Genomic DNA, 22415 nt, shown 5'->3' with positions numbered 1-22415 from the left:
CTGCTGCGCCGTTAATGGAGAGCGTCATGAAGTTCACAGCCAAGCATACCGCCACTATCCTCGCCGCCGCCCTCGGCCTGTCGCTCGCCGCCTGCGAGGGCCCGAACGAGAACGCCATGGAAGACGCCGGCGAGCAGAACGCCGAAGCCGTCGACGACAAGGCCGATGCGATGGAAGATGCCGGCCAGATCACCGACGCGCAGGAAGATGCGATGGTCGAAAAGGCCGAAGACAAGGCCGACGCCATGGAAAAGCAGGGCGAAGCCATGGACGAGGCCACCGGCCAGTAATCGCGACGCTTCCTGGCCAGTAACGGTCAAAGCGCGATCAGGCGGCCCGGGACTTCGGTTCCGGGCCGCTTTCCTGTTTCTAGACCGGGACCGCCCCGCTGCCGCGCCCGCCGCGCAGGTGGTATTCCTGCGTGCCCCGATGCATCACGTTGTCGACATCGATCACTGCCGAATTGGCATAGGTGAACCCCGCCGGGAGGCTGCGATAGAGCCGGTCGAAATCGCGCTCCACCGTCTGGCGGTAGAGATCGGCGAAGCTTGGGATCACGAAATAGGTCGGTTGCAGATCGCTGATGACGTAATCGGTACGCATCACCCGGTCGACGTTGAGCATGATGCGGTTGGGGCTTTCCGCCTCGACGGCAAACCGCGCCTCGGTCGGGCCGGAGAGGATTCCCGCACCATAGGCGCGCACGCCGTCCGCCTCCTCGATCAGCCCGAATTCGACCGTGTACCAATAGAGCGCGCCCAGCGCCTTCAAGCGGTTGTAGCGCATCGCCTTCCACCCGGCGCGGCCATATTCCTGCATGTAGTCGGCATAGACCGGATCGGTGAGCATCGGCACGTGGCCGAACACGTCGTGGAAGACGTCGGGTTCCTGAATGTAATCGAAGGTTTCGCGCGTGCGGATGAAATTGCCCGCCGGGAAACGGCGGTTGGCGAGGTGCCAGAAGAATACGTGATCGGGGATCAGCATCGGCACCGGCACCACGCTCCATCCGGTCAGCGCGCCGAGTTCCTCGGACAGTGCGCCGAATTCAGGAATGCCCCCGCGCCCGAGATCAAGCTTCTCGAGCCCCGCCAGGAAGGCGCTGCACGCCCGTCCCGGGAGCACCTCCATCTGGCGGGCGAAGAGATCGTCCCACACGCCGTGATCTTCGGCGGTGTAGGCGGTCTGCGCGGGCTCCAGCCAGTCCTCCCCGACATGCGCCGGGCGGGCGAGTGGGGCGGTAAAGACATCGGCTGACATCTCTGGCAGAGTGGTGAAATCGGGCTGGGTGTCTGTAAGCGTGGCCATATCGTTGCAGATGATACTACCTTAGCCGCGTCAGGACAAATGGGGAGAGGCGTCTGTGGGGATGAAGCGCAAGGATTACGAGGCGGCGCTCGCGCCGCTGACGCTCGAACTGGTCAGCATGGCGCGCTGGGTCAAGGCCACCGGCGCGCGCGTGGTGGTGCTGTTCGAGGGGCGCGACACCGCAGGCAAGGGCGGGGCGATCAGCGCGGTGCGCGCAGAACTCAACCCGCGCCAGTGTCGCACCGTCGCCCTGACCAAGCCGACCGAGGCGGAGATGGGCCAGTGGTACTTCCAGCGCTATGTCGCCCACCTGCCGACCGCGGGCGAGATCGTCCTGTTCGACCGCAGCTGGTACAACCGCGCAGGGGTGGAGCGGGTCATGGGCTATGCCTCGCCCGAACAGGTCGAGGCGTTCCTCAAGGCCGTGCCCGCCTTCGAGAAGTTGCTCGTCGATGACGGAATCCTGCTGTTCAAATATTGGCTCGCCGCTGATCAGGAGAAGCAGGAGGAACGCCTGCGCGAACGGCTCGACGATCCCTTGAAGCGCTGGAAGCTCTCCCCCATCGACCTCGCCGCGCGCGAGAAATACGACGATTACACCAAGGCGCGCGAGGCGATGCTCAAGGCGACCCACACCGAACACGCGCCGTGGACGCTGGTAGACTTCAACGACCAGCGGCGCGGCCGGCTGACTCTGGTGCGCGATCTGCTCTCACGCATCCCCGATTCCCACGCGGAGCCCGAGGCGATCGACTTCCCCGATCTGGGCAGGAAGCCCGCGAAGGAGAAGTTCAAGGTGCTGAAGCCGATTCCCGATTGGGAGGGGGGCGGCTAAGTGCCTATGCGAGCTGCCATAACCTGCCGCCCGTCGTCAGCAAACGCACCGAGCTCGTACTCAATACCATCAAGCCTTCCAGCCAGATGCAACGGCTCTCCGGCGATTGCGGGCGACATGCCGCGAAAGGAAAAGTGCTTTGCATCGTTGCTGATGCCCGACAGCTCGCGCGAAGCGAAATGGAGCAGGAGGCTGGCCAGAAGCGGACCATGAACAACGAGCCCGCGGTAGCGCTCTACGTCGCGAGCATAGGGTGCATCATAGTGAATGCGGTGCGTGTTGAAGGTGAGGGCAGAAAAGCGGAACAGCAGTCTTTCGTCCGGGACGAGAGTCCAATCATAGTCCCAGTCTTCTGCGTCGAATGCGCCGTCTCCAAGTTCAGGCGGACTGAGCGGTGACTGCGGATCAGCGGCCTCGCGATAGACTAAGGTCTGTGTTTCGCGCACCGCAAGGTTACCGTCGGCGAAGGTTTCGTGCTCGACATCGACGAAGGCAAGCGGGCCGCTGTTTCCTTCCTTCTCTTTGATTGAAGCGATCCGACTGACGCGCTCAATCGAGGCTCCCAAAAGAAGAGGGGCGTGAAACTTTATTGATGACGAGGCCCACATGCGGCGCGGCATCGGGAAAGGCGGGAGGAAGCTGCGCTTGCTGTCATCGCGCTGCGGGTGGCCGTCCTCGCCCAACTCACGGGTTTGGGTGTCTGGTGTGCAAAGCGCGAAATGGATGCCTTGCGGCATCAGCGGAGGGTGACGGTTGGCGCGGTCGAAGGTGGCGAGCCAGCGCGCCGCCAGCCCCTCGTCGAGCCGGTCGGTCGCGCGCTGTTCGCGCCCGATCCATGCGCTGAAGTCGGTCACGCCGCGCGCTCGAACACCGCCGCGATGCCTTGGCCGCCGCCGATGCACATGGTCTCGAGCCCATAGCGCACCCCCCTCCGGTGCATCTCGTGTGCCATGTCGGCAAGGATACGCCCACCGGTCGCGCCGATGGGGTGGCCGAGGCTGATGCCCGAGCCGTTGACGTTGAGGATGTCGCGTCGGCTGTCGTCGGCGCTCCAGCCCCAGCCCTTGAGCACCGCGAGCACCTGCGGGGCGAAGGCCTCGTTGAGTTCGACGAGGCCGATATCGTCCCAGCTGTAGCCGCGCCGTGCGAACAGGCGCTCGACCGCGGGCACCGGGCCGATCCCCATGCGCGAGGGGTCGCAGCCCGCCGCTGCCCAGCCGCCGAACCACAGCATCGGGGTGAGGCCCAGTTCCTCGAGCTTGTCTTCGGCAACCACCAGACAGGCGGCAGCGGCATCGTTCTGCTGGCTGGCGTTGCCCGCCGTCACGATGGCGTCCGGATCGCGGCGCAGGTCGATGGGGGCGAGCTTGCCGAGTGTCTCCATGCTGGCGTCGGAGCGGTAGCCTTCGTCATGATCGAACACCACGGGATCGCCGCGCCGCTGCGGGATGGTGACCGGCACCAGCTGCTCGGCGAACTTGCCCTCGGCCCAGGCTCGGGCTGCATTCTGGTGCGAGCGGACCGCAAAGGCATCGGCCTCCTCGCGGGTGATGCCGTAATCCTTGGCGAGGTTCTCCGCGGTCTCGATCATCCCGGTGATGACCCCGAAACGCTCGACCGGCTGGCTCATTACCCGGCCCCGGCTGAGGCGGTCGTGAAGTGTCATGTCGCCCATCCGCACCCCGCCGCGCAGGTCGGTGGTGTAGTGCTCGACATTCGACATGGACTCCACGCCGCCCGCGACGACCACGTCGGCCATCCCGGTCTCGATCATCATCGCCGCGGTCGCCACCGCCTGCACGCCCGAACCGCAGCGGCGGTCAAGCTGGAAGCCGGGGACTTCGATGGGCAGACCCGCCGCAAGCCAGCTCCAGTGGCCGATCGCGGGCGCCTCGCCATTGCCGTAGCCTTGCGAGAAGACCACGTCGTCCACCCGCACGGGATCGATGCCGCTGCGCTCCATCAGCGCCTTGAGGATCACCGCGCCGAGTTGTCCGGCGTTGAGGCTGGAAAGCCCGCCGAGGAACTTGCCCACCGGGGTGCGCAGGGGGGTGCAGATGGCGGCGCGTCTGGTCATGGTATCAATTCTCCAAGAATTCCGTTCGCCTCGAGCGAAGTCGAGAGGCCGTTCTGCTGTGTCTCGACTTCGCTCGACACGAACGGGGATAGGTCAGCGGTTCTGATCGGATAAAGCCACGGTCCCCGCGTCAACCAGCTTGCCGATCGTGCCGGACGAGAGTCCCAATTTTTCCGCCAGCACCTGCTCGGAATGCTCGCCGAGATAGGGCGCGGGGGCGGGATTGCCCGCCGCGCGCCCCGGCAGGTTGGCGAAGCTGCGGGTGGCGGGGTAATCGAAGCCGGAGGGGTTAGCGGGGGCGGGGCCGAACAGCGGGTTGTTTGCGACCAGCACCGGATCCCTCGCCGCCTCGTAGGCGGTGCGGTAGCGCTCGAAGGTGCAGCCTTCCGCCGCCATGCGCGCTTCGAGCGTCGCATAATCCATCGTCTCCGCCGCGTTCTGGAACAGCGCGAAGAGCTCGGCGCGGTGGGTGAAGCGCGGGGTGTCGCCATCGGCGAAATGCACGCCGTATTCGGCCTCCAGCACGGCGATCCCGCTCTCGACCCCGAAGGCCTTGACCAGACCGCTCCACTGCTTGGGCGTGAGCGCGGCGACCATGAAGCGCACGCCGTCCCGCGCGCGGAAATCCCGCCCGAACGCGCCCCAGATGGCATTGCCGAGCCGCTCGCGGTCGCCGCCGCGGTAGAGCACTTCGGCGAGCAATCCGGCATTGGCCATGGTGCCGATCGCGACATCGCCCAGCGGCAGGCGCACCTCGCTGCCCTCGCCCGTGCGGTCACGGTGGCGCAGCGCGGCGAGCATGGCGAAGGCGCCATAGGCCCCGGTAATGAAGTCCCACGCGGGTAGCACCTGATTGACCGGCGGGGCGGTGGCCGGGTCCCAGTCCTCGGGGCCGCACATGAGGGGATAGCCGGCGGCGGCGTTGACCGTGAAGTCCATCGCCTGCCGTCCATCATGCCAGCCCATCACGCGCAGGGAGATCATATCCGCGCGCTTGGCGGCCATCGCGGCGTGGCTGAGGAAGCTCTGTTCGGGCAGGTTGGTGATGCACTGGCCGACCTTGGCCGCCAGCTCCACCAGCAGCTCGCGCCCTTCGCCCGATTGCAGGTCGAGCGCGACCGATTTCTTGGCGCGGTTCAGGTTCTCCCACGAAAGCGAGCGCCCCTCGCGCGTCAGCATGTAGCGGTTGTAATCGAGCCCGCCCGCCTTGTGGTCGACGCGGATCACCTCGGCTCCCAGCTGCGCGCAATAGAGCCCCGCGGTGGGCGAAGCGACGAAGCTTGAGACTTCGACGATCGAAAGGTCATCGAGAAGGTTATACATTCTCTCTCCACTCGCGCAGCATGTGCTTGGCGATCTGGAGCTGCAGGATCTGCGTCGTGCCTTCGTAGATGCGGTAGATGCGCGCATCGCGGAAGAAGCGTTCGGCATCGTATTCGGCGAGGTAGCCTGCGCCGCCGTAGACCTGCACCACGCGGTCGACCACGCGGCCGCACATCTCGCTGGCGAAGACCTTGAAGGCAGCGGCTTTCACCAAGATGTTCTCGCCCCGGTCGGCACGGGCGGTGACATCCTTCATCATCGCTTCGGCGGCGTAAATTTCGATCTCGCTGTCGGCGAGCATCTGCTGGATCAGCTGGAAATTGGCGATCGGCTCGCCAAACGCCTTGCGCTCATTGGCGTAGCGCAGGGCGCTGTCCAGAGCCCGCCGCGCATAGCCGGTCGCCGCCGCGCCCACGCTGATACGCCCGTTGTCGAGGCTCTTCATCGCGAAGACGAAGCCCTTGCCGGTCTCGCCGCCCAGCAGCGCGTCACCCGGCACGCGCACATCGTCGAGCATGATGTCGCAGATATGCGAGCCTGCCTGCCCCATCTTCTTGTCCGGGCTGCCGCGCGAGATTCCGGCCGAGTCCATCGGCACGAGGAAGGCGGAGACGTGCGCGTTCTTGGGCAGCGCCTCCTTGTTGGTGCGCGCCATGATCAGCGCGACATCGGCATAGGGCGCGTTGGTGATGTAGCGCTTGGTGCCGTTGAGGATCCAGCCGTTACCGTCAGGGTCGGGGACGGCGGTGGTCGCCATTGCCGCGCTGTCGCTGCCCGAGCCCGGCTCGGTCAGGCCGAAGCAGGCGATCTTGCCCTCGGCGATCCTGGGATACCATTCGGCCTTCTGGGCTTCCGTGGCGCCGTTCTTGAGCGCGCTCGAGAACATCCCGACATTGATCGAGAAGATCGAGCGATAGGCGGGCGCGGCATAGGCCATGATGTTCACGACGCGCGCATATTGCGTCATGTTGAGCCCCGCGCCGCCATATTCCTCGGGCACCGAGAGGCCGAACAGGCCCATCTCGCGCATCTCGTTCACGATCTCCTCGGGCACGCGGTCTTCGGCGATCACCTGCGCTTCGGCGGGGATCAGACGTTCGCGGACATAGCGGGTGAGCTGTTCGGCGAACTGTTCGAAGGTGTCCTCGTCCATGCCGGTTTTCACGGGGGCGGAGAGATTGGCGGGGGCGTTCATGGTGACCATCGTCCTTGCAGGAAAGGCGCTGTTACGGGCGCGCGGCCGCGGCGTCGCCTGTCAATTCGGCAGCGGGGGCCGCGGTTGCGGGTGCCGAGGGCGGCGGCACATCGGTGGGCAGGGCCTCGGGCGGCAGCTGGCGCGCGTCGAGCATCGATGCGGCATCCTCCAGCGCCTTGGCCTCGCCCGGACTGACCCCGCCGGGCGCGCTCGCCCGCTCGCCCCCGCAGGCGGCGAGCGCCAGCAGGAGCAGCGGCGCGGCGATGATCGGCAGGCGCGGCACGGCCAGCGGGCCTTACTCGCCGGGGGCGGTGTCGCCCTCGGCAGCGGCGGCCGCTTCGGCGGCGACGGCGGCCCCGGCATTGCCTGCCGCGGTCGCATCGGCGCTCGGCATCGCATCGGGCGCGTCGGTGGCGGTGGCAGTGGGATCGGCGACCGGCTCGTCGCTCACCGGCGCGAGCGCGGTGTCGGCGGGCATTTCGACCGTATCGGCACTCGCCTCGGTCGAGGCATCGTCGGCGCTGCCACAGGCGGTGAGCGCCAGCGTGGCGGCGGTAAGGACGGCGGGGGCAAGAAGCTTGCGCATGGTTAGGGTCTCTCCTCTCGAATGGGGCGGGCAGAGCGCGTTTCGCGCCGCCCGGTTGACGAGGGTTTAGCCAAGCCTGGCCGTAAACGCCAAGTGCCAAATGGGCACACCCCTTGCGTGAGCGGTAGCGAGCCGGGCGCGGCAGGTGATATTGTCTCCCCCATGACCCAGATTGCCCTTGCATCGCCCCTGCGCGCACCCGCCCTCCTCGCGGTGAGCGCGCTGCCCCTGTTCGCCGCCAGCGCCCAGCCGGTGCCCGACGCCTTCACCGTCGTGGAAAGCGGCCAGCGCTTCGCCAATCTGCAGGACGCAGTAAACGCGATCGGCAACGGGCGCGGCACTATTCGCATCCAGCCGGGCACCTACCGGCAATGCGCCGTGCAGGAAGGCGGCGTCGTCGTCTACGAAGCGCCCGAGCCCGGCAGTGTCACCTTCATGGCCCGCGCCTGCGAGGGCAAGGCGGCGTTCGTGCTGCGCGGCATCGGGGCAGAAGTCCGCGGCATCACCTTCAGCAACATCAAGGTGCCCGATGGCAACGGCGCCGCGATCCGGCTCGAGAAGGGCGCATTGAACGTCGCCCATGCGCGCTTCCAGAACAGCGAGCAGGGCATCCTCACCGCCGACGATCCGCAGAGCCGCATCTACATCACCCGCTCGACCTTCAGCGGGCTGGGCACCTGCGAGAACTCGGCGGGCTGCGCGCATTCGATCTATATCGGCAATTATGGCTCGCTGACCGTGCGCGAAAGCCGGTTCGAGCGCGGGATGGGCGGCCACTACGTCAAGGCCCGCAGCGCCGAAGTCGTCATCGAGAACAACAGCTTCGACGACGCGAACGGCAAGGGCACCAACTACATGATTGATCTGCCCGCCGGCAGCATCGGGCGGATCGCGGACAACTGGTTCGTGCAGGGCCGCGACAAGGAGAATTACTCAGCCTTCATCGCGCTGGGGGCGGAGGATCTGCTGCATTCCTCCGATGGCCTCGCAGTCGAAGGCAACGAAGCGCGCTTCGTCCCCGGCCTGTCACGCAACTCCGTGTTCCTCGCCGACTGGACGGCATCGCAGGTGGCCATGCGCGGCAACCGGATCGCGGCGGGGATCAAGCCTTACGAGCAGCGCTGAGGCTTGCGCTTTGCCCGGGGCGGCGTAAGCTCCGGCGCATGACGAAGCCGCGCCCGATCAACCTCTTGTCGCTCGCCGCGCTGTGCCTGGCGGTGCTGGCGCTGTGGCTGGCCGGCCCGGCCCGCGCCGATAGCTGGGCGTTACCGGAAACACAGACCACACCGTCGGCGAACGGCCAGTTCCGTTTCACCGTCACGCCGAGCGAAATCGGCAGTCAGCTCGATTATTTCCGCGAGGAAGTGGCAGCCGAAAAAAGCGGCGAGCCGGTGGAGCGTCCGGCCCCGCTCGGCATGCTCGAACGGCGCGGCACCGATGGCAAATGGGCGCCCGTATGGGCTGGGCCGCTCGTCAACCCGGTCGCGCCGGTCACTGTGCTGGTGGCAGACGACGGGCGGCACGTCGTCACTTTCGACAACTGGCACAGCGTTGGTCACGGGGAACACGTCATCGTGATCTATGGCCCCGATGGCTCACTGGTGCGCTCGCTTGGCCTGACCGATCTGGTGCCGGAAGAATATATCGAGGCCCTGCCGCGCTCGGTGAGTTCGATCTATTGGAGCAAGGACGAGAGCTTTTCGGAGGACGGCGCCAGCCTAGTCATCCCCGTGGTGGTGCCACATGGCGGCGGGCTGGGCGATGATGTCGAAACCGTTCCCTTCTCCATCGCGTTGGCGGACGGCGCGGTGACCCTCCCCCCGGCGGCGCAGTGGGAAGCGGCGCTGGCGGCCACGGCGCGGGTCCGGGCCGCGATGGTCGAGGCGGACGCAAGGTGGCTCGCCGAACGCAAGGCCCCGCTCATGCCACCGCAGGGGTGCGTGGAGGGGGAGTGGCACGACTATCTCCGCGAGGCTCATGCGCGAATCAGTAACGAGCCACCGTTCGAGCTTTCGACAGCGACAACCGTGCTCTTCCCGCGCGATCATCCCCGCCATCGGGAATCGGTGAAGTGGCTGCGCGAGGAGGTGGCGGACGTCTGGGATTTGCCCACCAATGCCGCATTTGCCTCGCCGTGTGATCCGGACGGGCTGGTCGAGGCCTTTGCCAAAGCCGTGAAGCGAGTGAAGCCGGGGTCAGCGAAGAATGCGACCTATTACATCGCCGCGCCCGAGACCCAGTTTGCCGCCATCGCCCGTTTGCTCGCCCCGACGGGCGGCAGAGCCGTATGGCTCGACCCCGCCGTCGCCATTCCTCAGCGCCCCGAACGTATCCCCGGTACGCCCGAACACGATGCGGCGATGGCGGCATGGCAGCAATCGCTCGAAGCTGATTTCGGGGTCGACTAGATCAGCAAATGCCCCGAGCGGTCGCGCTTGGTTGCCAGATAGCGCGCATTGTGAGGGTTTTCGGGGAGCTGGTGCGGCACGCGCTGGCTGACGGTGATCCCGGCGGCTTCGAGCGCGGTTACCTTGGCCGGGTTGTTGGTCAGCAGCCGGATGGTGCGCGCGCCGAGCAGTTCCAGCATCCGCGCCGCCACGGGAAAATCGCGCGCTTCGTCGGGGAGGCCCAGGCGCTGGTTGGCCTCGACCGTGTCGAAGCCCTGATCCTGCAAGCGATAGGCGCGCAGCTTGTTGATGAGGCCGATCCCGCGCCCCTCCTGCCGCATGTAGAGCAGCACGCCCCACCCGCCATTGTCCGCCGCCTCATGCGCCATCGCGTGGAGCGCGGCGTCCAATTGCGGGCCGCAGTCGCATTTTAGGCTGCCGAGGATGTCGCCCGTCAGACACTCGGAATGGAGGCGCACCAGCGGCTGACTGTCGCCCGACTGCTTGCCGATGATCAGCGCGACGTGCTCGCGCAGGTCGGCATTGGAGCGGAAAGCGACGATCTCCGCGTCCTCGCAGGCCGACACCGGCAGGCGCGCGCGGGTGACGATACGTAGCGCCCCTGCATCGGCGTAGGCGGCAAGGTCGCTCGCGGCGACCGGCATAGCTTCGCCTGCACCCTCGGGATCGACCAGAAAGGCAGGCAGGATCCCCGCAATCCGCGCCAGTTCCAGTGCGGCCGCGGCGGTCGCGGCCCAGTCGAGCGTCACGGCCTTGAACGGGCCCTTGAGCGGGTTGCCGAGATCGAGCGCCGGATCGGCAATCGGTAGAGCTTCGCGCAAGGTGAAATCCTCGCCGCCTGCGATCAGCACCGGCGCGTGCGGCACGGCGGCCTCGCGCTGATTGGCGAGTTTCAATGTCGCGGCGCGCGCGGCGGAGATCAGCATTCGAGGCGCACTGGCGGTTTGCGCGATGGCAGTCTCGACCGGCAGCAGCACCGGCCCGCCCTCGAACGCCAGCGCCCAGCCGTGGCGCAGCGCGTCCACGGCCTGTGCTGCCCGGCGTTCAGGCGAAGCGATGCTCAGAGGTCGAACTCCGTTACCAGCGGCACGTGATCGGACGGCTGCGTCCACGCGCGCGCCTCCTCGATCACCCGGTGCGCGCGGGCCTGCCTGGCCACCTCGGGCGAGGCCCACATATGGTCGAGCCGCCGCCCCTTGTCGTTCTCCTTCCAGCCCGGATTGCGGTAGCTCCACCACGAGTAATAGCGCTCGGGCGCGGGGATATGCTGGCGGCCCAGATCGACCCAGCCATGCGCGTCCTGAAAACGCCCAAGCGTCTCGACCTCTACGGCCGTGTGGCTGACGACCTTCAAGAGCTGCTTGTGGCTCCACACGTCGCTTTCCAGCGGCGCGATGTTGAAATCGCCGACGATCAGCGTGGGCCGGTCGAGCGCGTCCGCCCAGCGCGTCATCCGCCCGAGAAAATCGAGCTTCTGGCCGAACTTGGGGTTCACCTCGCGGTCCGGCACATCACCGCCGGCGGGGACATAGACGTTCTCGATCAGCAGATCGCGGCCCAGCACCTCGACCCCGATGTGCCGTGCCTCGCCATTGTCCTGCCAGTCGTGGCGGGTAACCTCGCGGATCGGCACGCGGCTCACCGTCGCGACCCCGTGGTAGCCCTTCTGACCGCTCACCGCCTGATGGGTGTAGCCCAGCGCCGCGAGCGCCTCGGCCGGGAACAGGTGGCTCTCGCACTTGATCTCCTGCAGGCACAGGATGTCGGGCGCGGCTTCGGTGAGCAGCTTTTCGATGAGGCCCACGCGCAGGCGGGCCGAATTGATGTTCCAGGTGGCAACCGAGAGCTTTTGGGTCAGCATGAGGCGGACTTAGGCATGGGCGACACCAAAATCCAGCGCGGAGGGTGCCGATCATGCCTTTACGCCGTCACGCGAGGCCGATAGCGCACCGGCCAAGGAGACCCGCCATGACCTCGACCCGTGCCCTGATTGCGCTCGCTTTGGCTGCCCTGCCGCTGGGTGGCTGTGTGACCACCACCAAAACCAACGGGGCGACGGGATACGGCGCCGCGCCGGTCGCCTCAGCGCCCGCGCCGAAGCAGGCGAAGAACGTGATCCTGTTCATCGGTGACGGCATGGGCATCTCCACCATCACCGCCGCGCGCATCTACGAAGCGCAAAAGCGCGGGGAGACGGGAGAGGAAAACCAGCTCAGTTTCGAGAAATTCGAGCATGTGGCGCTGGTCAAGACCTACAACACCAACGCGCAGGTGCCCGACAGCGCGGGGACGGCGTCGGCGATGAACACGGGCGTGAAGACGCGCATCGGCGTGCTCGGCATCGGTCCGGAAGCGACGCGCGGGGTGTGCTCCGAGGCGCTCGCACACAGCCTGCCGACGCTGGGCGAGGAGGCCAAGGCCAAGGGGCTTGCCGTCGGGATCGTCACCACCACGCGGCTCACCCACGCCACCCCGGCGGCGGTCTATGCCCACACCGCCGACCGCGACTGGGAGGCGGACAGCAATATCCCCGCCCCGCAGCAGGGGCAGGGTTGCAAGGATATCGCGCTCCAGCTCGCCGAGGCGAAGTTCGACATCGCGCTCGGCGGCGGGACGGGGATGTTCTACGGCAAGAACGGCGGCGGAAGGCGGGCCGATCCTGGGGCCGATCTGCCCGCGCAATGGGCCGCAAGAAACGGCGGCGTGGTGGTGAAGGATGCTGCGGCGCTGGCTGCCGCGCCCAAGGACAAGCCGGTGCTCGGCCTCTTCAGCCCGAGCCACCTGACCTACATGGCCGATCGCAAGCCGGACTCCGCCGAGCCGACCCTCACCGACATGACCGCGCAGGCGATCGACCGGCTCAAGGCCGATCCCGATGGCTACTACCTGATGGTCGAAGGCGGGCGGATCGACCATGCGCACCACGATGGGCGCGCGGGATATGCGCTTGAGGAAGCGGTGGAGTTCGCCCGCGCGGTGCAGTGGGCGGTCGATCACACCGATCCTGCCGAAACGCTGATCCTCGTCACCGCCGATCACAGCCACGTCTTCACCATTGCTGGCTACCCGCAGCGGGGCAACGACATCCTCGGGCTGGTGGTGCCCCCGCCGGGCGGCGGAGACGGCGACCATTCGGGCTCCGACGAGCCGGGCGCGCCGACGCTGGCGGGTGACGGCAAGCCCTACACGACGCTCGGCTATGCGAATGGCCCGGGCGCCGTGTCGGGCGAGCGGCCGGTGCCAGCGACCGGGATCAATGCGCGCCAGCAGTCGCTGATCCCCGGCGGCAGCGAGACCCACGGCGGAGAAGATGTGGCGCTGTTCGCCACCGGCCCCGGAAGCGACCGCGCGCGCGGGGTGATCGAGCAGAACGTGATCCACGCGATCATCCGCCGAGCCTTGGGCTGGGTGGAGTAAAGGAGTCGCGCTGAGCCGGCGTCATGCGCTCTGTCACGCGGCGCGTCCGGGTGGTTTAGGCAACGCCGAAAAGTGTTTCGACCGAGAACCGGAGCGGAGCGCACTTCATGTGCGTGAGCACCGGAAGCGCAGGGCGGAGCGCTTTGCAGGCCTGCATAAACCGTCCGGAAACCAAAAACCCCCGACCCGGGGGCGATGGGTCGAGGGTTCCATGGAGCGTTCGTCACGCTTGTGCAAGACAGGCCCTTGGTGAAGGGTGGGCAACAGGGGGGAAACCTCCCTTCGGCCCGTCTTGTGTTGAAGAATTACGCCTCTCCGGCTTTCACTCACATGAACGCGGCAAGTTTTTTGTCGCTTTCATACAACCGTTCGTCGGACGGGCGTTCATCCCGGGCGACGAGCCGTGCGGCGCGGGTCCTTGAAGGTGAAAGCCGAGTCGGCCACGGCCACACCATAGCGCTGGTTCGACAGCACCACCTTGGTGCGGTTGTTCTGCGCATCGAGCGCGACCCAGTGGGTCAGCTGGAGCCCGCCGGGGGCCGAGGCGTTCCTGACGAAGATCAGCGTGATCATCCCGAATTCGGGCTTCTTCGGATCGCGCACCTCGACGCTGAGGACATTGGGGTTCGATGTCGGCAACATCTTGCCGTAGCGCTTCACGTCCTTTTCGGGATCGAACAGCGCGCCCAGCGGGGAATTGCCGATCGGCCAGCGTTCGACTTGGGCAACCTCGTAATCGACGACGTAGAGCGACTTGCCGTTCGAGACGACGAGGAAATCGGCATCCTTGCCATAGTCGAAGCGGATCTTGCCGGGGCGCTTCAGTGTCATCGTGCCGCGCAGGGTGTTGCCCGATCGGTCGGTCTGGGTGAAGTCGGCCTTCATGGTGGAGATGCCGCGCAGCGCGCCCACCACCTTGTCGAGATCGCTGGCGGACTGCGCCACGGCAGGCGCGATCAGCGGAGCGGGGCCGGCAGGAGCCAGGCCAAGCGCAAGCGCTCCGGCCCCAAGGCCGAGCGCCAGCGTGCGAAGCGAAGGGAGGTGTTTGGTCATGCCCGGCGGTTAAGGCGGCAGGCTTGAACTGTCGATGAATTTTCGCGCTGCCTGCTGTTCAGCAGGCGCGCGCAAGCCCGATCTTACTTGATCTTGGCTTCCTTGAACTCGACGTGCTTGCGCGCGACGGGGTCATACTTGCGGAAGCTCATCTTCTCGGTGATGTTGCGCGGGTTCTTCTTGGTCACGTAGAAGAAGCCGGTGCCCTCGCTCGAGACGAGGCGGATCTTGACGGTGGTGGGCTTCGCCATGGCGGGTTCCTGTCAACTGGGTCGGCCCGGCGGGTGCTTCACACGGGCTTGAAAAAGCAAATAGCGGCGCGCCCGGAAGGCCCGGCACACCGCCACACGGGCGCGCCATTCGCCGATTCACGGGCAAAAGTCAAGGCGGGTACTTTGCCAGCGCGCCAAGATGCTGACGCATCACGCGCTGGCGATGCTCAGACGCCGCACGGGCTTAGCCAAGGGGTTACGAGCTGTCGCTCGTCACCCCTTGGCGCGGCCTCACCAATCCGACGCGCGCGGCTTGCTGCGGTTGGCCTTGACCGTGCCGCGCACCTTCTTGACCTTGAGCCGCTCGGTCTTGCCGACGCGGTTGAGCCGGGTCTTCGCCCGCCGTTTGGGCTCGGTCTGCGCTTCCTCCAGCAGCGCGGCCAGCTTCACCCGCGCGTCCTGCCGGTTGGCCTCCTGCGTGCGGTGCGCCTTGGAGGTGACGATCAGATCGCCGTTCCCTGCGATCTTCCCGCCCGCCAGCTGGCGCAGCCGCGCGAACACCGGCGGGGACAGGCGCAGCGCGTAGATGTTGACGCGCAGCTCCACCTCGGTCGCGACCTTGTTGGCGTTTTGCCCGCCGGGTCCGGAACCGGCGAGAAAGCTCTCGCTCGCCAGCCGCAGCGCGCGCGAGATCAGCGGCTCTTCGTCATCCATCCTTCACCCCGAGCGCGAGGAAATCGCGCGGCAAGGGCGCGCGCGCTTCGATCGGGGTCTTGCCGGGGCGGGTCACGGTCAGGCTCTCGGCATGGAGCATCGTGCGCGTGGCCCCCGGCGCATTGCCCGCGCCGTAGACCGGATCACCCAGCAGGGCTGCGCCCAGACCGCTCAGCGCATGAACGCGCAGCTGGTGGGTGCGGCCGGTTTCGGGACGGAAGCGAATCAGGCTGTGGGGGCCGAGTTCATCGACCAGTTCCCAGTGCGAGACGGCGGGCTTGCCCTTCTTGGCCGGGATCATCCGCCAGCCCTTCTCGGCCGAGCTGATCTTCGACAGGGCGAGTTCAATCGTGCCTTCGGTCCCCGGCGGGCGGCCCGCCAGCACCGCGAGGTAGGTCTTGCCCACCAGCCGATCCTCGAACGCCTTGTTGAACCGCGCCAGCGCCTTGGGATTGCGCGCGAGCAGCAGGCAGCCGGAGGTGTCGGTATCGAGCCGGTGGACCGCCACCGGCGCGCGCTGGAAGCCCAGCTTCAGCCGGGGCAGGTGGTCTTCGAGGCAGATGCCGCCCTTGCGCGGCCGGTCGACCGCCATGCCCGAAGGCTTGTCGATCACCAGCGCTTCGCCGTCTTCGTAGAGGATGTGAATGTCTGACATCGCCGCGCCCTAGCCGCTCGCGCAGTGCTTGTCGAAGGGCGCGCGTGTCACACCAGCACCGCGCGCATCAGCCCGCGCAGGGCGTTGCCGATATGGAAGCCGCCCGCAAGGTCGTCGAGCGTCACCTCGCCTTCGCGCGCGCGACCTTCGGCGATCAGCTGTTCGCGCAGCACGCCGGGCAGCAGGCCGAGCGCCAGCGGCGGGGTGATGAGCACGCCGTCCGGGCCATCGACGAACACGCTCGTCCAGCTGCCCTCGGTCACCAGACCATCTTGGCGCACCAGCACCGCCTCCTCGGCCCCCAGCATCCGCGCTGCGGCGAGCGCGTCCTCGTAGAAGCCCCGATCCGAGGTCTTGTGCGCCAGCCGCCAGTCATTGGGGTCGAGCGGATGGGGGAATGCGGCGACCTTCGTCGGCTCGGGCAGGGGCGCGGGCAGCGGCGCGGTCTCCAGCGCGCTGGCCCCGCTGCGCGACACCATCAGCCGCACTTTGGCGGGGGCCTCCAGCTCGAAGCACAGCGCCTGGATGTGGTTGCGCAAGGCATGACGGTCGAAGGCGAAGCCCAGCGCCGCCGCGCTCGCCTTCATGCGCGCCAGATGGCGTTCGAGCAGAGCGATACCGGTCTCGGGATCGAAGCGCATGGTCTCGATCAGGTCGCATTGCGGCGCGGTCAGCCCCGGCGCGGCGCGGCGCAGGAAGCCGGCCTTGACCTCGCATTCGCGCCGCTCGGCCATCGCCTCGCTGTCGGCCACCACCGCCGAGCCGATTCCGAGCACCGCGCTGCCCTGTCCGTTCTCGATCGGGGTCAGGCGCAGTGTGCGGATCGCGACGTTGAAGGCGGCATTGCCGTCAGCGTCGATCCGTCCGATCGCGCCGCAATAGGGCCCGCGCGCATCGCGCTCCACTTCGGTGAGCAGTTCCATCGCCCGGATCTTGGGCGCGCCGGTGATCGACCCGCACGGGAACAGTGCCCTCACCAGCTCCATCGCCCCCTTGCCCGGGCTGAGCCGCGCGCGCACCGTCGAGACCATCTGGTGCACCGTCGGATAGCTTTCGACCGCGAAGGGTGCATCGACATGGACGCTCCCCGCCTCGGCCACGCGCGACAGGTCGTTGCGCATCAGGTCGACGATCATCAGGTTCTCGGCCCGATCCTTGACCGAGGCGGCAAGCTCCTGCGCCAAGGCGGCGTCGGCGGCGGGATCGGCCATGCGCGGGCGGGTGCCCTTCATCGGCTTGACCTTGGCCTCGGTGCCATTGAGGGCCACAAACAGCTCGGGCGAGAAGCTCAGCAGCCAGTGCGACCCGTCCCAGATCAGCCCGCCATAACCCGCCGCCGCCGCACCCCGCAGCGCGGCGTAGAGCCCCACCGGATCGCCCCGGTATGACCCGGCGAGCGGATAGGTAAGGTTCGCCTGATAGATGTCGCCCGCGTGGATCGCCTCGCGCATCGCGGCGAAAGCTTCAGCATAGCCGCCGGGGGAGAGCTGCGGCTCCATCGGGCCGAGCGTGCCGGGGCCTTCCGCGCGGCTCTCCAGCCAGCTTGCCACATCGCTCGCCGCAATCCGGCGCGGCGCGTCGAACAGGCCGAGCCACACCAGCGGCCCCGCCGCCCCCGCGCGCGTCGCCGCCTGTCCGGCGAGCTTCGGCTCCAGCGCGAGGCCCGCCTCATAGGCGATATAGCCCGCCAGCGACCCGCCCTGTGCCACCCGGGCGGCCTCGGCAGCGGCGAGCGCGCCTTCGACCTCTTCGGCCCGGTGCGCCACGAACAGCGCGCGCGGCGCTTCGTAGAGCAGCGCATCGGCGGCCCCATCCCCGGCGCGCGCATCATCCAGCAATATGAATGGCAGCGGTTGACCCATGCCTGCCAGCCTTACCGCAATTGCCGCCTCTGTCGAGAACCCCTCGCCATTCCGGCCTGTGTTGGAGACACATGAGTCAGTGCCCAAAGACACAAATCCCGCCCATGCGATGACCCTCGCACGCTGGGCGGCAGGGGTGTGCGTGTGCGGACATGGACAGTCATGCGGCAGGTCATACCAGCCTCGTCCGCAGCAGGAAAATCCGCGTGGCCAAGGGTCGACAGGCCGTCCAATTGCGATAAGGAAAGCACGCAAGAGCAATGACGGCGGGGACAGCGCAATGAGCGAAGTGGCGGGCGAACTCTATCTCGGGCTGGGCGCGGACGGATCGCGGCAGACGCTGCTGCTGGGCCGCTCCAACCGCCACGGCCTGATCGCAGGCGCGACCGGCACCGGCAAGACGGTAACGCTGCAGGGCATTGCCGAAAGCTTTTCCAAGGCCGGTGTCCCCGTCTTCGTCGCCGACGTGAAGGGCGACCTGTCGGGCGTCGCCATGCCGGGCTCGCCCACCTTCAAGCACGCCGACAAGCTGGAAAGCCGCGCCAAGGAGCTCGGCATCACCGACTATGGCTATGAAGACAATCCGGTGATCTTCTGGGATCTCTACGGCGAACAGGGCCACCCGATCCGCACCACGGTATCGGAAATGGGCCCGCTGCTGCTGTCGCGCCTGCTCGATCTCAACGAGACGCAGGAAGGGGTGCTCCAGATTATCTTCCGCTACGCCGACGAGAACGGGCTGCTGCTGCTCGACTTTGCCGATCTTCAGGCGCTGCTGGCCTGGGCGAACGAGAATTCCGCCGAACTCTCGGGCAAATACGGCAATGTCACCAAGCCCTCGGTCGGGTCGATCCAGCGGCAATTGCTCTCGTTCGAGGCGCAGGGCGCGGACCATTTTTTCGGCGAGCCGGCGCTGGAGATCAACGATTTCCTCAAGGTGGATGATCAGGGGCGCGGCTATGTCAACGTGCTCGCCGCTGACAAGCTGATGCGCAGCCCCAAGCTTTACGCCACCTTCCTGCTGTGGCTGCTGGCGGAGCTGTTCGAGACGCTGCCCGAGGTGGGCGATCCCGAAAAGCCGAAGCTGGTGTTCTTCTTCGACGAGGCGCACCTCCTGTTCGACGATGCGCCCAAGGCCTTGCAGGACACGATCGAACAGGTGGTGCGGCTGATCCGGTCGAAGGGTGTGGGCGTGTTCTTCGTCACCCAGAACCCGATCGATATTCCCGAGGAGGTCGCGGGCCAGCTCGGCAACCGCGTGCAGCACGCGCTGCGCGCCTTCACCCCGCGCGATCAGCGCGCGATCAAGGCGGCCGCCGAGACCTTCCGGGTCAATCCCAAGCTCGATGTCGAAGCCGCGATCACCGAGCTTAAGGTCGGCGAGGCGCTGGTCTCGACCCTCGACGATGACGGCGCGCCCTCGGTGGTCGAGCGCACGCTGATCAAGCCGCCGCGCTCGCGGCTCGGCCCGGTTAGCCCCAAGGAGCGGGCAATCATCCAGTCGATCAGCCCGCTCGAAGGCAAGTACGACACGCGCGTGGATCGGGAAAGCGCCGCCGAAGTGCTTGCCGCCAAGGCCGCCGATGCCGCGGCGACCGCGCAGGAAGTGGCCGAAAAGGGCCGCGAGGAAGTCGCCAAGCGCGAACGCAAGACGCCGTCGGTCTGGGAGAAGGCGGGCAAGAGCGCGATGACCGCCGCCAGCGGCTCGCTCGCCTCGATCGCGGTGGCGGCGGTGCTGGGCAAGAAATCAGGCGCCAACCCGCTCAAGACCGGCGCGACGGCTTTCGTCCGCAATCTGATCGGCGGGCTGATGCGCTGACGGCGGGCCGATGTTCATGCAATGTTTCACGTGAAACATTGCGATCCCGTGTAACCCGGATCGGGCTTTCAGGCGGCAACAACCCCGCAAATACCGTGCTACACCCGAGGCGGAATCGCTCAACGCTGCCGGTGCTGGGTGCCTTCCCCTGCGGTGATGAAGATCGCGGTCGCGCTCTCCGCAACGTCGGCGGTGTGCCATATGCCTGCCGGGTTGATTGCGTATTCTCCCGCAGCGAGGGGCATTTGGGTAAGGCTGCCGCCCGCAAGCTCCTGCACCAGCACCATCGCGCCATCAGTGCAGATCACCACCTCGTCGCCCGCCGGGTGCATCTCCCACGAAGTCCAGCTTTCGGTGAAGGTGTATTGCGACACCAGCCGGCCTTCCGCGCCATCAGCGCCGTGGCGCGCGCCATAGGCTTCGTACCATGCCATCCCGGTGAAGGGCGGCTGTTCCACCGCCCTCGCGCCGAGGCCGAGATGGATGAACCGCTCCTCCAACCGGGGGCTGCTCATTCGCCGGTCTTCTCGGCGGGCTGGACCATGCAGAAGGCGTTGAGCTTGTTGCCGTCCGGATCGCGGAAATAGGCGGCGTAGAAGCCGTCATCCCCGCGCGGGCCGGGCGCGCCTTCGTCGCTGCCGCCGTGCGCCATCGCGATATCGTAGACCGCGTGGACATCCTCCGGCGACTTCACCTCCAGCGCGACCATCACTCCGTTGCCGACCGTGGCGGGCTGGCCGTCAAAGGGCAGCGTCGCCGCGATCCCCGGTGCGCCGCCCCATTCGCCCCAGGCGATGAAGGTTTCGAAATCCATCATCCGGCCAACGCCGAAATGCGCGGCCAGCGCGTCGTAAAAGGCCGCAGCGCGCGGCAGATCATTGGTTCCGAGGGTGACGTAGCCGATCATTGTGTGTTCCTCCCATGCGACTCGGTGCAAAGGAACATTACAGGAACATAGGGAGTGCGACAAGCGGTGGCTTGCCGCCCTTTTTCCGTTCGGGCTGAGCTTGTCGAAGCCCTGCCCTTTCCCTTTGAAAACCGCACAAAAGGAAGAAGTACAGTCCTTCGACAGGCTCAGGACGAACGGGCTTATTTCAAAGCGGCGCGGTCTCCCGCTCGACCCAGGCCAGATCATCGCCCGACAGACGCGGCGAGAGCACGTCGCGCACCTTGGCGTGATAGGCATCGACCCACGCGATTTCCTCCGCTGTCAGCAGCGCCTTGTCGATTAGCTTGCGGTCGAGCGGCACGAAGGTCAGCGTCTCGAAACCGAGCCAGCGGCCCTCCATGCCTGCGATCTGGCGCTCTTCGGTCAGCACCAGATTCTCGATGCGGATGCCGAAGGCGTTCGGCTTGTAATATCCCGGCTCGTTCGAGAGGATCATGCCCGCGTGCAGTTCCTGCCCGGTGCCCGCCTGCCCGCCCGAAGGCTTGGCGATGCGCTGCGGTCCTTCGTGCACCGCGAGCACGCTGCCGACCCCGTGGCCGGTGCCGTGGGCGTAATCGACCCCCGCCTCCCACAGATATTGCCGCGCCAGCACGTCGAGTTGTCCGCCGACCGTGCCCTGCGGGAACACCGCGCGGGCGAGCTGGATGTGGCCTTTGAGGACCCGCGTGTTGCGGTCGCGCATTTCCTGCGTCGGTTCACCCGGCCCGATCCACACCGTGCGGGTGATATCGGTGGTGCCGCCCGGATACTGGCCGCCCGAATCGACGAGGTAGATCGACGACGGCGGGATCAGGATATTGCTGTCCTCGTCCACCTTGTAATGCGGCAGCGCGGCATGGCCGGCGGCAGCCGAGATGGTGTCGAAGCTGAGGCCGGAGAGGCCCGGGTCCTCCTCGCGGAAGGCCTGAAGCTTCGCGGCGGCGGAGAGCTCGTCCACGCCGCCCTTGGGCGCTTCGATCTCGAGCCAGCGCAGGAAGCGGCTCACCGCCGCCCCGTCGCGCGCCTGCGCGTCGCGCTGGCCGTGCTGTTCGGCGGGGTTCTTGATCGCCTTGGCAAGGATCGTCGGGTCCTGCTTGAAGGCGAATTTGGCACCCCCCGCGCGCAGGGCCTGCGCGATGCCGACCACGGCGAAATCGGGATCGAGCGCGACGCTCTGCCCCGCATATTCGGCGAGCGCGCCTTCGAAGGCGGCCCGGTGGCGGATTGTCACCGCGTTGCCGAGATGGCGGGCGAGTTCGGGCGTGACCTTCTCGGGCGCGATGAACAGCTCGGCGCTGCCATCCTTGCGGGCGATGACATAGGACAGCGCGACCGGGGTGTGCGGCACATCGGCGCCGCGAATGTTGAGCAGCCAGGCGACCGAATCGAGCGCCGGGATCACCACCGCATCATGGCCCTCCTTTGCCAGCCAGTCGGCGACGGCTGCGCGCTTGTCCGCCGAGGAGCGGCCCGCCATCGCCTCGTCATGCACCTTGGCCTCAGCGGGCGAGGGGGCGGGGCGATCGGCCCAGACCGCGTCGATCGGATTGCTCTTGGCCGGGACCATCGCGATGCCCTTGGGCTCGACCTGCTTCTCTACTGCCTCGACCCAGGCCCAGGTGTGGAGCCAGGGGTCGTAAGCGATCTTCGCGCCGCTTTCGCACACCTCGGCCAGCCACGCGCCGAGCGTATCGGCGGGGACGCTCTTGTATTCGAACAGGTTCCCGTCGACCTGTTCGCGCACCTGCACGGTGTAGCGCCCGTCGACGAAGATCGCCGCGTGGGTGAGCGTCACGCAGGCATAGCCCGCCGAGCCGCCGAAGCCCGTCAGCCATTTCAGCCGCTGGGCATAATCGCCGACATATTCGCTCATGTGTTCATCGGAGATCGGCACGACGAAACCATCGACACCCCGTCGCTTCAACTCTTCGCGCAGGGCGGCGAGGCGGGCTTCGTGGGTCTGCATCAGCATGGGGCGGGGCCTTTCGATTCCGTTCGATGTGTTGGGGGGAGTATAGGGCCT

Annotated in this window: 23 protein-coding genes; 6 read left to right on the top strand and 17 right to left on the bottom strand. The window is 67.1% G+C overall.

Annotation, left to right across the window (positions count from 1 at the left end):
- Positions 1 to 26: 26 nt before the first annotated feature.
- Positions 27 to 290, top strand: a complete 264-nt coding sequence (locus tag BZF59_RS02200; protein WP_086606750.1) for a hypothetical protein — start codon at positions 27 to 29, stop codon at positions 288 to 290.
- Between the two features lie 79 nt (positions 291 to 369).
- On the opposite strand, the gene phhA is transcribed toward BZF59_RS02200, so the two are convergent.
- The gene (gene phhA / locus BZF59_RS02195; protein ID WP_086606596.1) at positions 370 to 1260 is read right to left on the bottom strand and encodes a phenylalanine 4-monooxygenase; all 891 of its coding nucleotides are present in this window, start codon (positions 1258 to 1260) and stop codon (positions 370 to 372) included.
- A gap of 103 nt (positions 1261 to 1363) precedes the next feature.
- On the opposite strand from phhA, the gene ppk2 reads away from it, so the two are divergent.
- Positions 1364 to 2143 carry a polyphosphate kinase 2 gene (gene ppk2, locus BZF59_RS02190; RefSeq protein WP_425429543.1) on the top strand — a complete coding sequence of 260 codons (780 nt, stop codon included), beginning with the start codon at positions 1364 to 1366 and terminating at the stop codon, positions 2141 to 2143.
- Here the strand turns inward: ppk2 and BZF59_RS02185 are convergent.
- The 6 genes from BZF59_RS02185 to BZF59_RS02160 all read right to left on the bottom strand — a co-directional run bounded on the left by BZF59_RS02185 (position 2140) and on the right by BZF59_RS02160 (position 7324).
- Positions 2140 to 2997 carry an HTD2 family dehydratase gene (locus tag BZF59_RS02185; RefSeq protein ID WP_086606594.1) on the bottom strand — a complete coding sequence of 286 codons (858 nt, stop codon included), beginning with the start codon at positions 2995 to 2997 and terminating at the stop codon, positions 2140 to 2142. The genes ppk2 and BZF59_RS02185 overlap by 4 nt on opposite strands.
- Positions 2994 to 4220 carry an acetyl-CoA C-acetyltransferase gene (locus BZF59_RS02180; RefSeq protein WP_086606593.1) on the bottom strand — a complete coding sequence of 409 codons (1227 nt, stop codon included), beginning with the start codon at positions 4218 to 4220 and terminating at the stop codon, positions 2994 to 2996. The genes BZF59_RS02185 and BZF59_RS02180 overlap by 4 nt, the downstream gene beginning before the upstream one ends.
- Positions 4221 to 4313: 93 nt before the next feature.
- Positions 4314 to 5543: a CoA transferase gene (locus BZF59_RS02175; protein ID WP_086606592.1), complete on the bottom strand. Its 1230-nt coding sequence runs from the start codon at positions 5541 to 5543 to the stop codon at positions 4314 to 4316.
- Positions 5536 to 6738, bottom strand: a complete 1203-nt coding sequence (locus BZF59_RS02170; protein WP_086606749.1) for an acyl-CoA dehydrogenase family protein — start codon at positions 6736 to 6738, stop codon at positions 5536 to 5538. The genes BZF59_RS02175 and BZF59_RS02170 overlap by 8 nt, the downstream gene beginning before the upstream one ends.
- 31 nt (positions 6739 to 6769) lie before the next feature.
- Positions 6770 to 7021, bottom strand: a complete 252-nt coding sequence (locus BZF59_RS02165; protein ID WP_211277337.1) for a hypothetical protein — start codon at positions 7019 to 7021, stop codon at positions 6770 to 6772.
- 12 nt (positions 7022 to 7033) lie between these two features.
- The gene (locus tag BZF59_RS02160; protein ID WP_086606591.1) at positions 7034 to 7324 is read right to left on the bottom strand and encodes a hypothetical protein; all 291 of its coding nucleotides are present in this window, start codon (positions 7322 to 7324) and stop codon (positions 7034 to 7036) included.
- A gap of 213 nt (positions 7325 to 7537) precedes the next feature.
- Here BZF59_RS02160 and BZF59_RS02155 point away from each other — a divergent pair, with 213 nt between their 5' ends.
- Entirely contained in the window at positions 7538 to 8449 is a 912-nt protein-coding gene (locus tag BZF59_RS02155; RefSeq protein WP_245805977.1) for a right-handed parallel beta-helix repeat-containing protein, read from the top strand.
- Positions 8450 to 8487: 38 nt separating this feature from the next.
- Entirely contained in the window at positions 8488 to 9732 is a 1245-nt protein-coding gene (locus BZF59_RS02150) for a hypothetical protein (protein WP_086606590.1), read from the top strand.
- Here BZF59_RS02150 and ribA read toward each other — a convergent pair.
- Together ribA and BZF59_RS02140 are read right to left on the bottom strand one after the other, a co-directional pair.
- On the bottom strand, positions 9729 to 10757 hold the full coding sequence (ribA, locus tag BZF59_RS02145; protein WP_086606589.1) for a GTP cyclohydrolase II: 1029 nt from the start codon (positions 10755 to 10757) through the stop codon (positions 9729 to 9731). The two genes, BZF59_RS02150 and ribA, sit on opposite strands and share 4 nt — an antisense overlap.
- A 35-nt stretch (positions 10758 to 10792) precedes the next feature.
- Positions 10793 to 11593 (bottom strand): exodeoxyribonuclease III, encoded by an 801-nt coding sequence (locus BZF59_RS02140; RefSeq protein ID WP_086606588.1) that lies wholly within the window; start codon positions 11591 to 11593, stop codon positions 10793 to 10795.
- A 107-nt stretch (positions 11594 to 11700) separates the two neighbouring features.
- On the opposite strand from BZF59_RS02140, the gene BZF59_RS02135 reads away from it, so the two are divergent.
- Positions 11701 to 13149, top strand: coding sequence for an alkaline phosphatase (locus BZF59_RS02135; protein ID WP_086606587.1), 1449 nt, complete (start codon positions 11701 to 11703; stop codon positions 13147 to 13149).
- Positions 13150 to 13533: 384 nt separating this feature from the next.
- Here BZF59_RS02135 and BZF59_RS02130 read toward each other — a convergent pair whose 3' ends face one another.
- The 5 genes from BZF59_RS02130 to pabB all read right to left on the bottom strand — a co-directional run bounded on the left by BZF59_RS02130 (position 13534) and on the right by pabB (position 17645).
- On the bottom strand, positions 13534 to 14202 hold the full coding sequence (locus BZF59_RS02130; RefSeq protein WP_086606586.1) for a LolA family protein: 669 nt from the start codon (positions 14200 to 14202) through the stop codon (positions 13534 to 13536).
- 83 nt (positions 14203 to 14285) lie between these two features.
- Complete coding sequence (gene rpmG, locus BZF59_RS02125; RefSeq protein WP_017664380.1) at positions 14286 to 14453, bottom strand: 50S ribosomal protein L33; 168 nt, start codon at positions 14451 to 14453, stop codon at positions 14286 to 14288.
- Positions 14454 to 14705: 252 nt separating this feature from the next.
- Positions 14706 to 15128 (bottom strand): alternative ribosome rescue aminoacyl-tRNA hydrolase ArfB, encoded by a 423-nt coding sequence (gene arfB, locus BZF59_RS02120; RefSeq protein ID WP_086606585.1) that lies wholly within the window; start codon positions 15126 to 15128, stop codon positions 14706 to 14708.
- Complete coding sequence (locus tag BZF59_RS02115; RefSeq protein WP_086606584.1) at positions 15121 to 15783, bottom strand: RluA family pseudouridine synthase; 663 nt, start codon at positions 15781 to 15783, stop codon at positions 15121 to 15123. The genes arfB and BZF59_RS02115 overlap by 8 nt, the downstream gene beginning before the upstream one ends.
- A gap of 47 nt (positions 15784 to 15830) precedes the next feature.
- Positions 15831 to 17645, bottom strand: a complete 1815-nt coding sequence (pabB, locus tag BZF59_RS02110) for an aminodeoxychorismate synthase component I (RefSeq protein WP_086606583.1) — start codon at positions 17643 to 17645, stop codon at positions 15831 to 15833.
- Positions 17646 to 17925: 280 nt separating this feature from the next.
- Here pabB and BZF59_RS02105 point away from each other — a divergent pair, with 280 nt between their 5' ends.
- On the top strand, positions 17926 to 19464 hold the full coding sequence (locus BZF59_RS02105) for a helicase HerA-like domain-containing protein (RefSeq protein ID WP_086606582.1): 1539 nt from the start codon (positions 17926 to 17928) through the stop codon (positions 19462 to 19464).
- A 119-nt stretch (positions 19465 to 19583) separates the two neighbouring features.
- Here the strand turns inward: BZF59_RS02105 and BZF59_RS02100 are convergent, their stop codons facing one another.
- From BZF59_RS02100 to BZF59_RS02090, 3 genes are all read right to left on the bottom strand, one after another.
- Positions 19584 to 19979 carry a cupin gene (locus BZF59_RS02100; RefSeq protein WP_086606581.1) on the bottom strand — a complete coding sequence of 132 codons (396 nt, stop codon included), beginning with the start codon at positions 19977 to 19979 and terminating at the stop codon, positions 19584 to 19586.
- Positions 19976 to 20371, bottom strand: a complete 396-nt coding sequence (locus BZF59_RS02095) for a VOC family protein (protein ID WP_086606580.1) — start codon at positions 20369 to 20371, stop codon at positions 19976 to 19978. Before BZF59_RS02095 ends, BZF59_RS02100 begins: the two co-directional genes overlap by 4 nt.
- 187 nt (positions 20372 to 20558) lie before the next feature.
- A complete protein-coding gene (locus tag BZF59_RS02090) occupies positions 20559 to 22364 on the bottom strand; it encodes an aminopeptidase P family protein (protein ID WP_086606579.1) in 1806 nt (601 codons plus the stop codon).
- Positions 22365 to 22415 lie beyond the last annotated feature (51 nt).

The sequence above is a fragment of the Erythrobacter donghaensis genome (genome assembly GCF_002155425.1).
Classification (GTDB): domain Bacteria; phylum Pseudomonadota; class Alphaproteobacteria; order Sphingomonadales; family Sphingomonadaceae; genus Erythrobacter; species Erythrobacter donghaensis.
The sequence above is the reverse complement of the archived record's forward strand: the minus strand, read 5'-3'. Positions and strand labels throughout refer to the sequence as shown.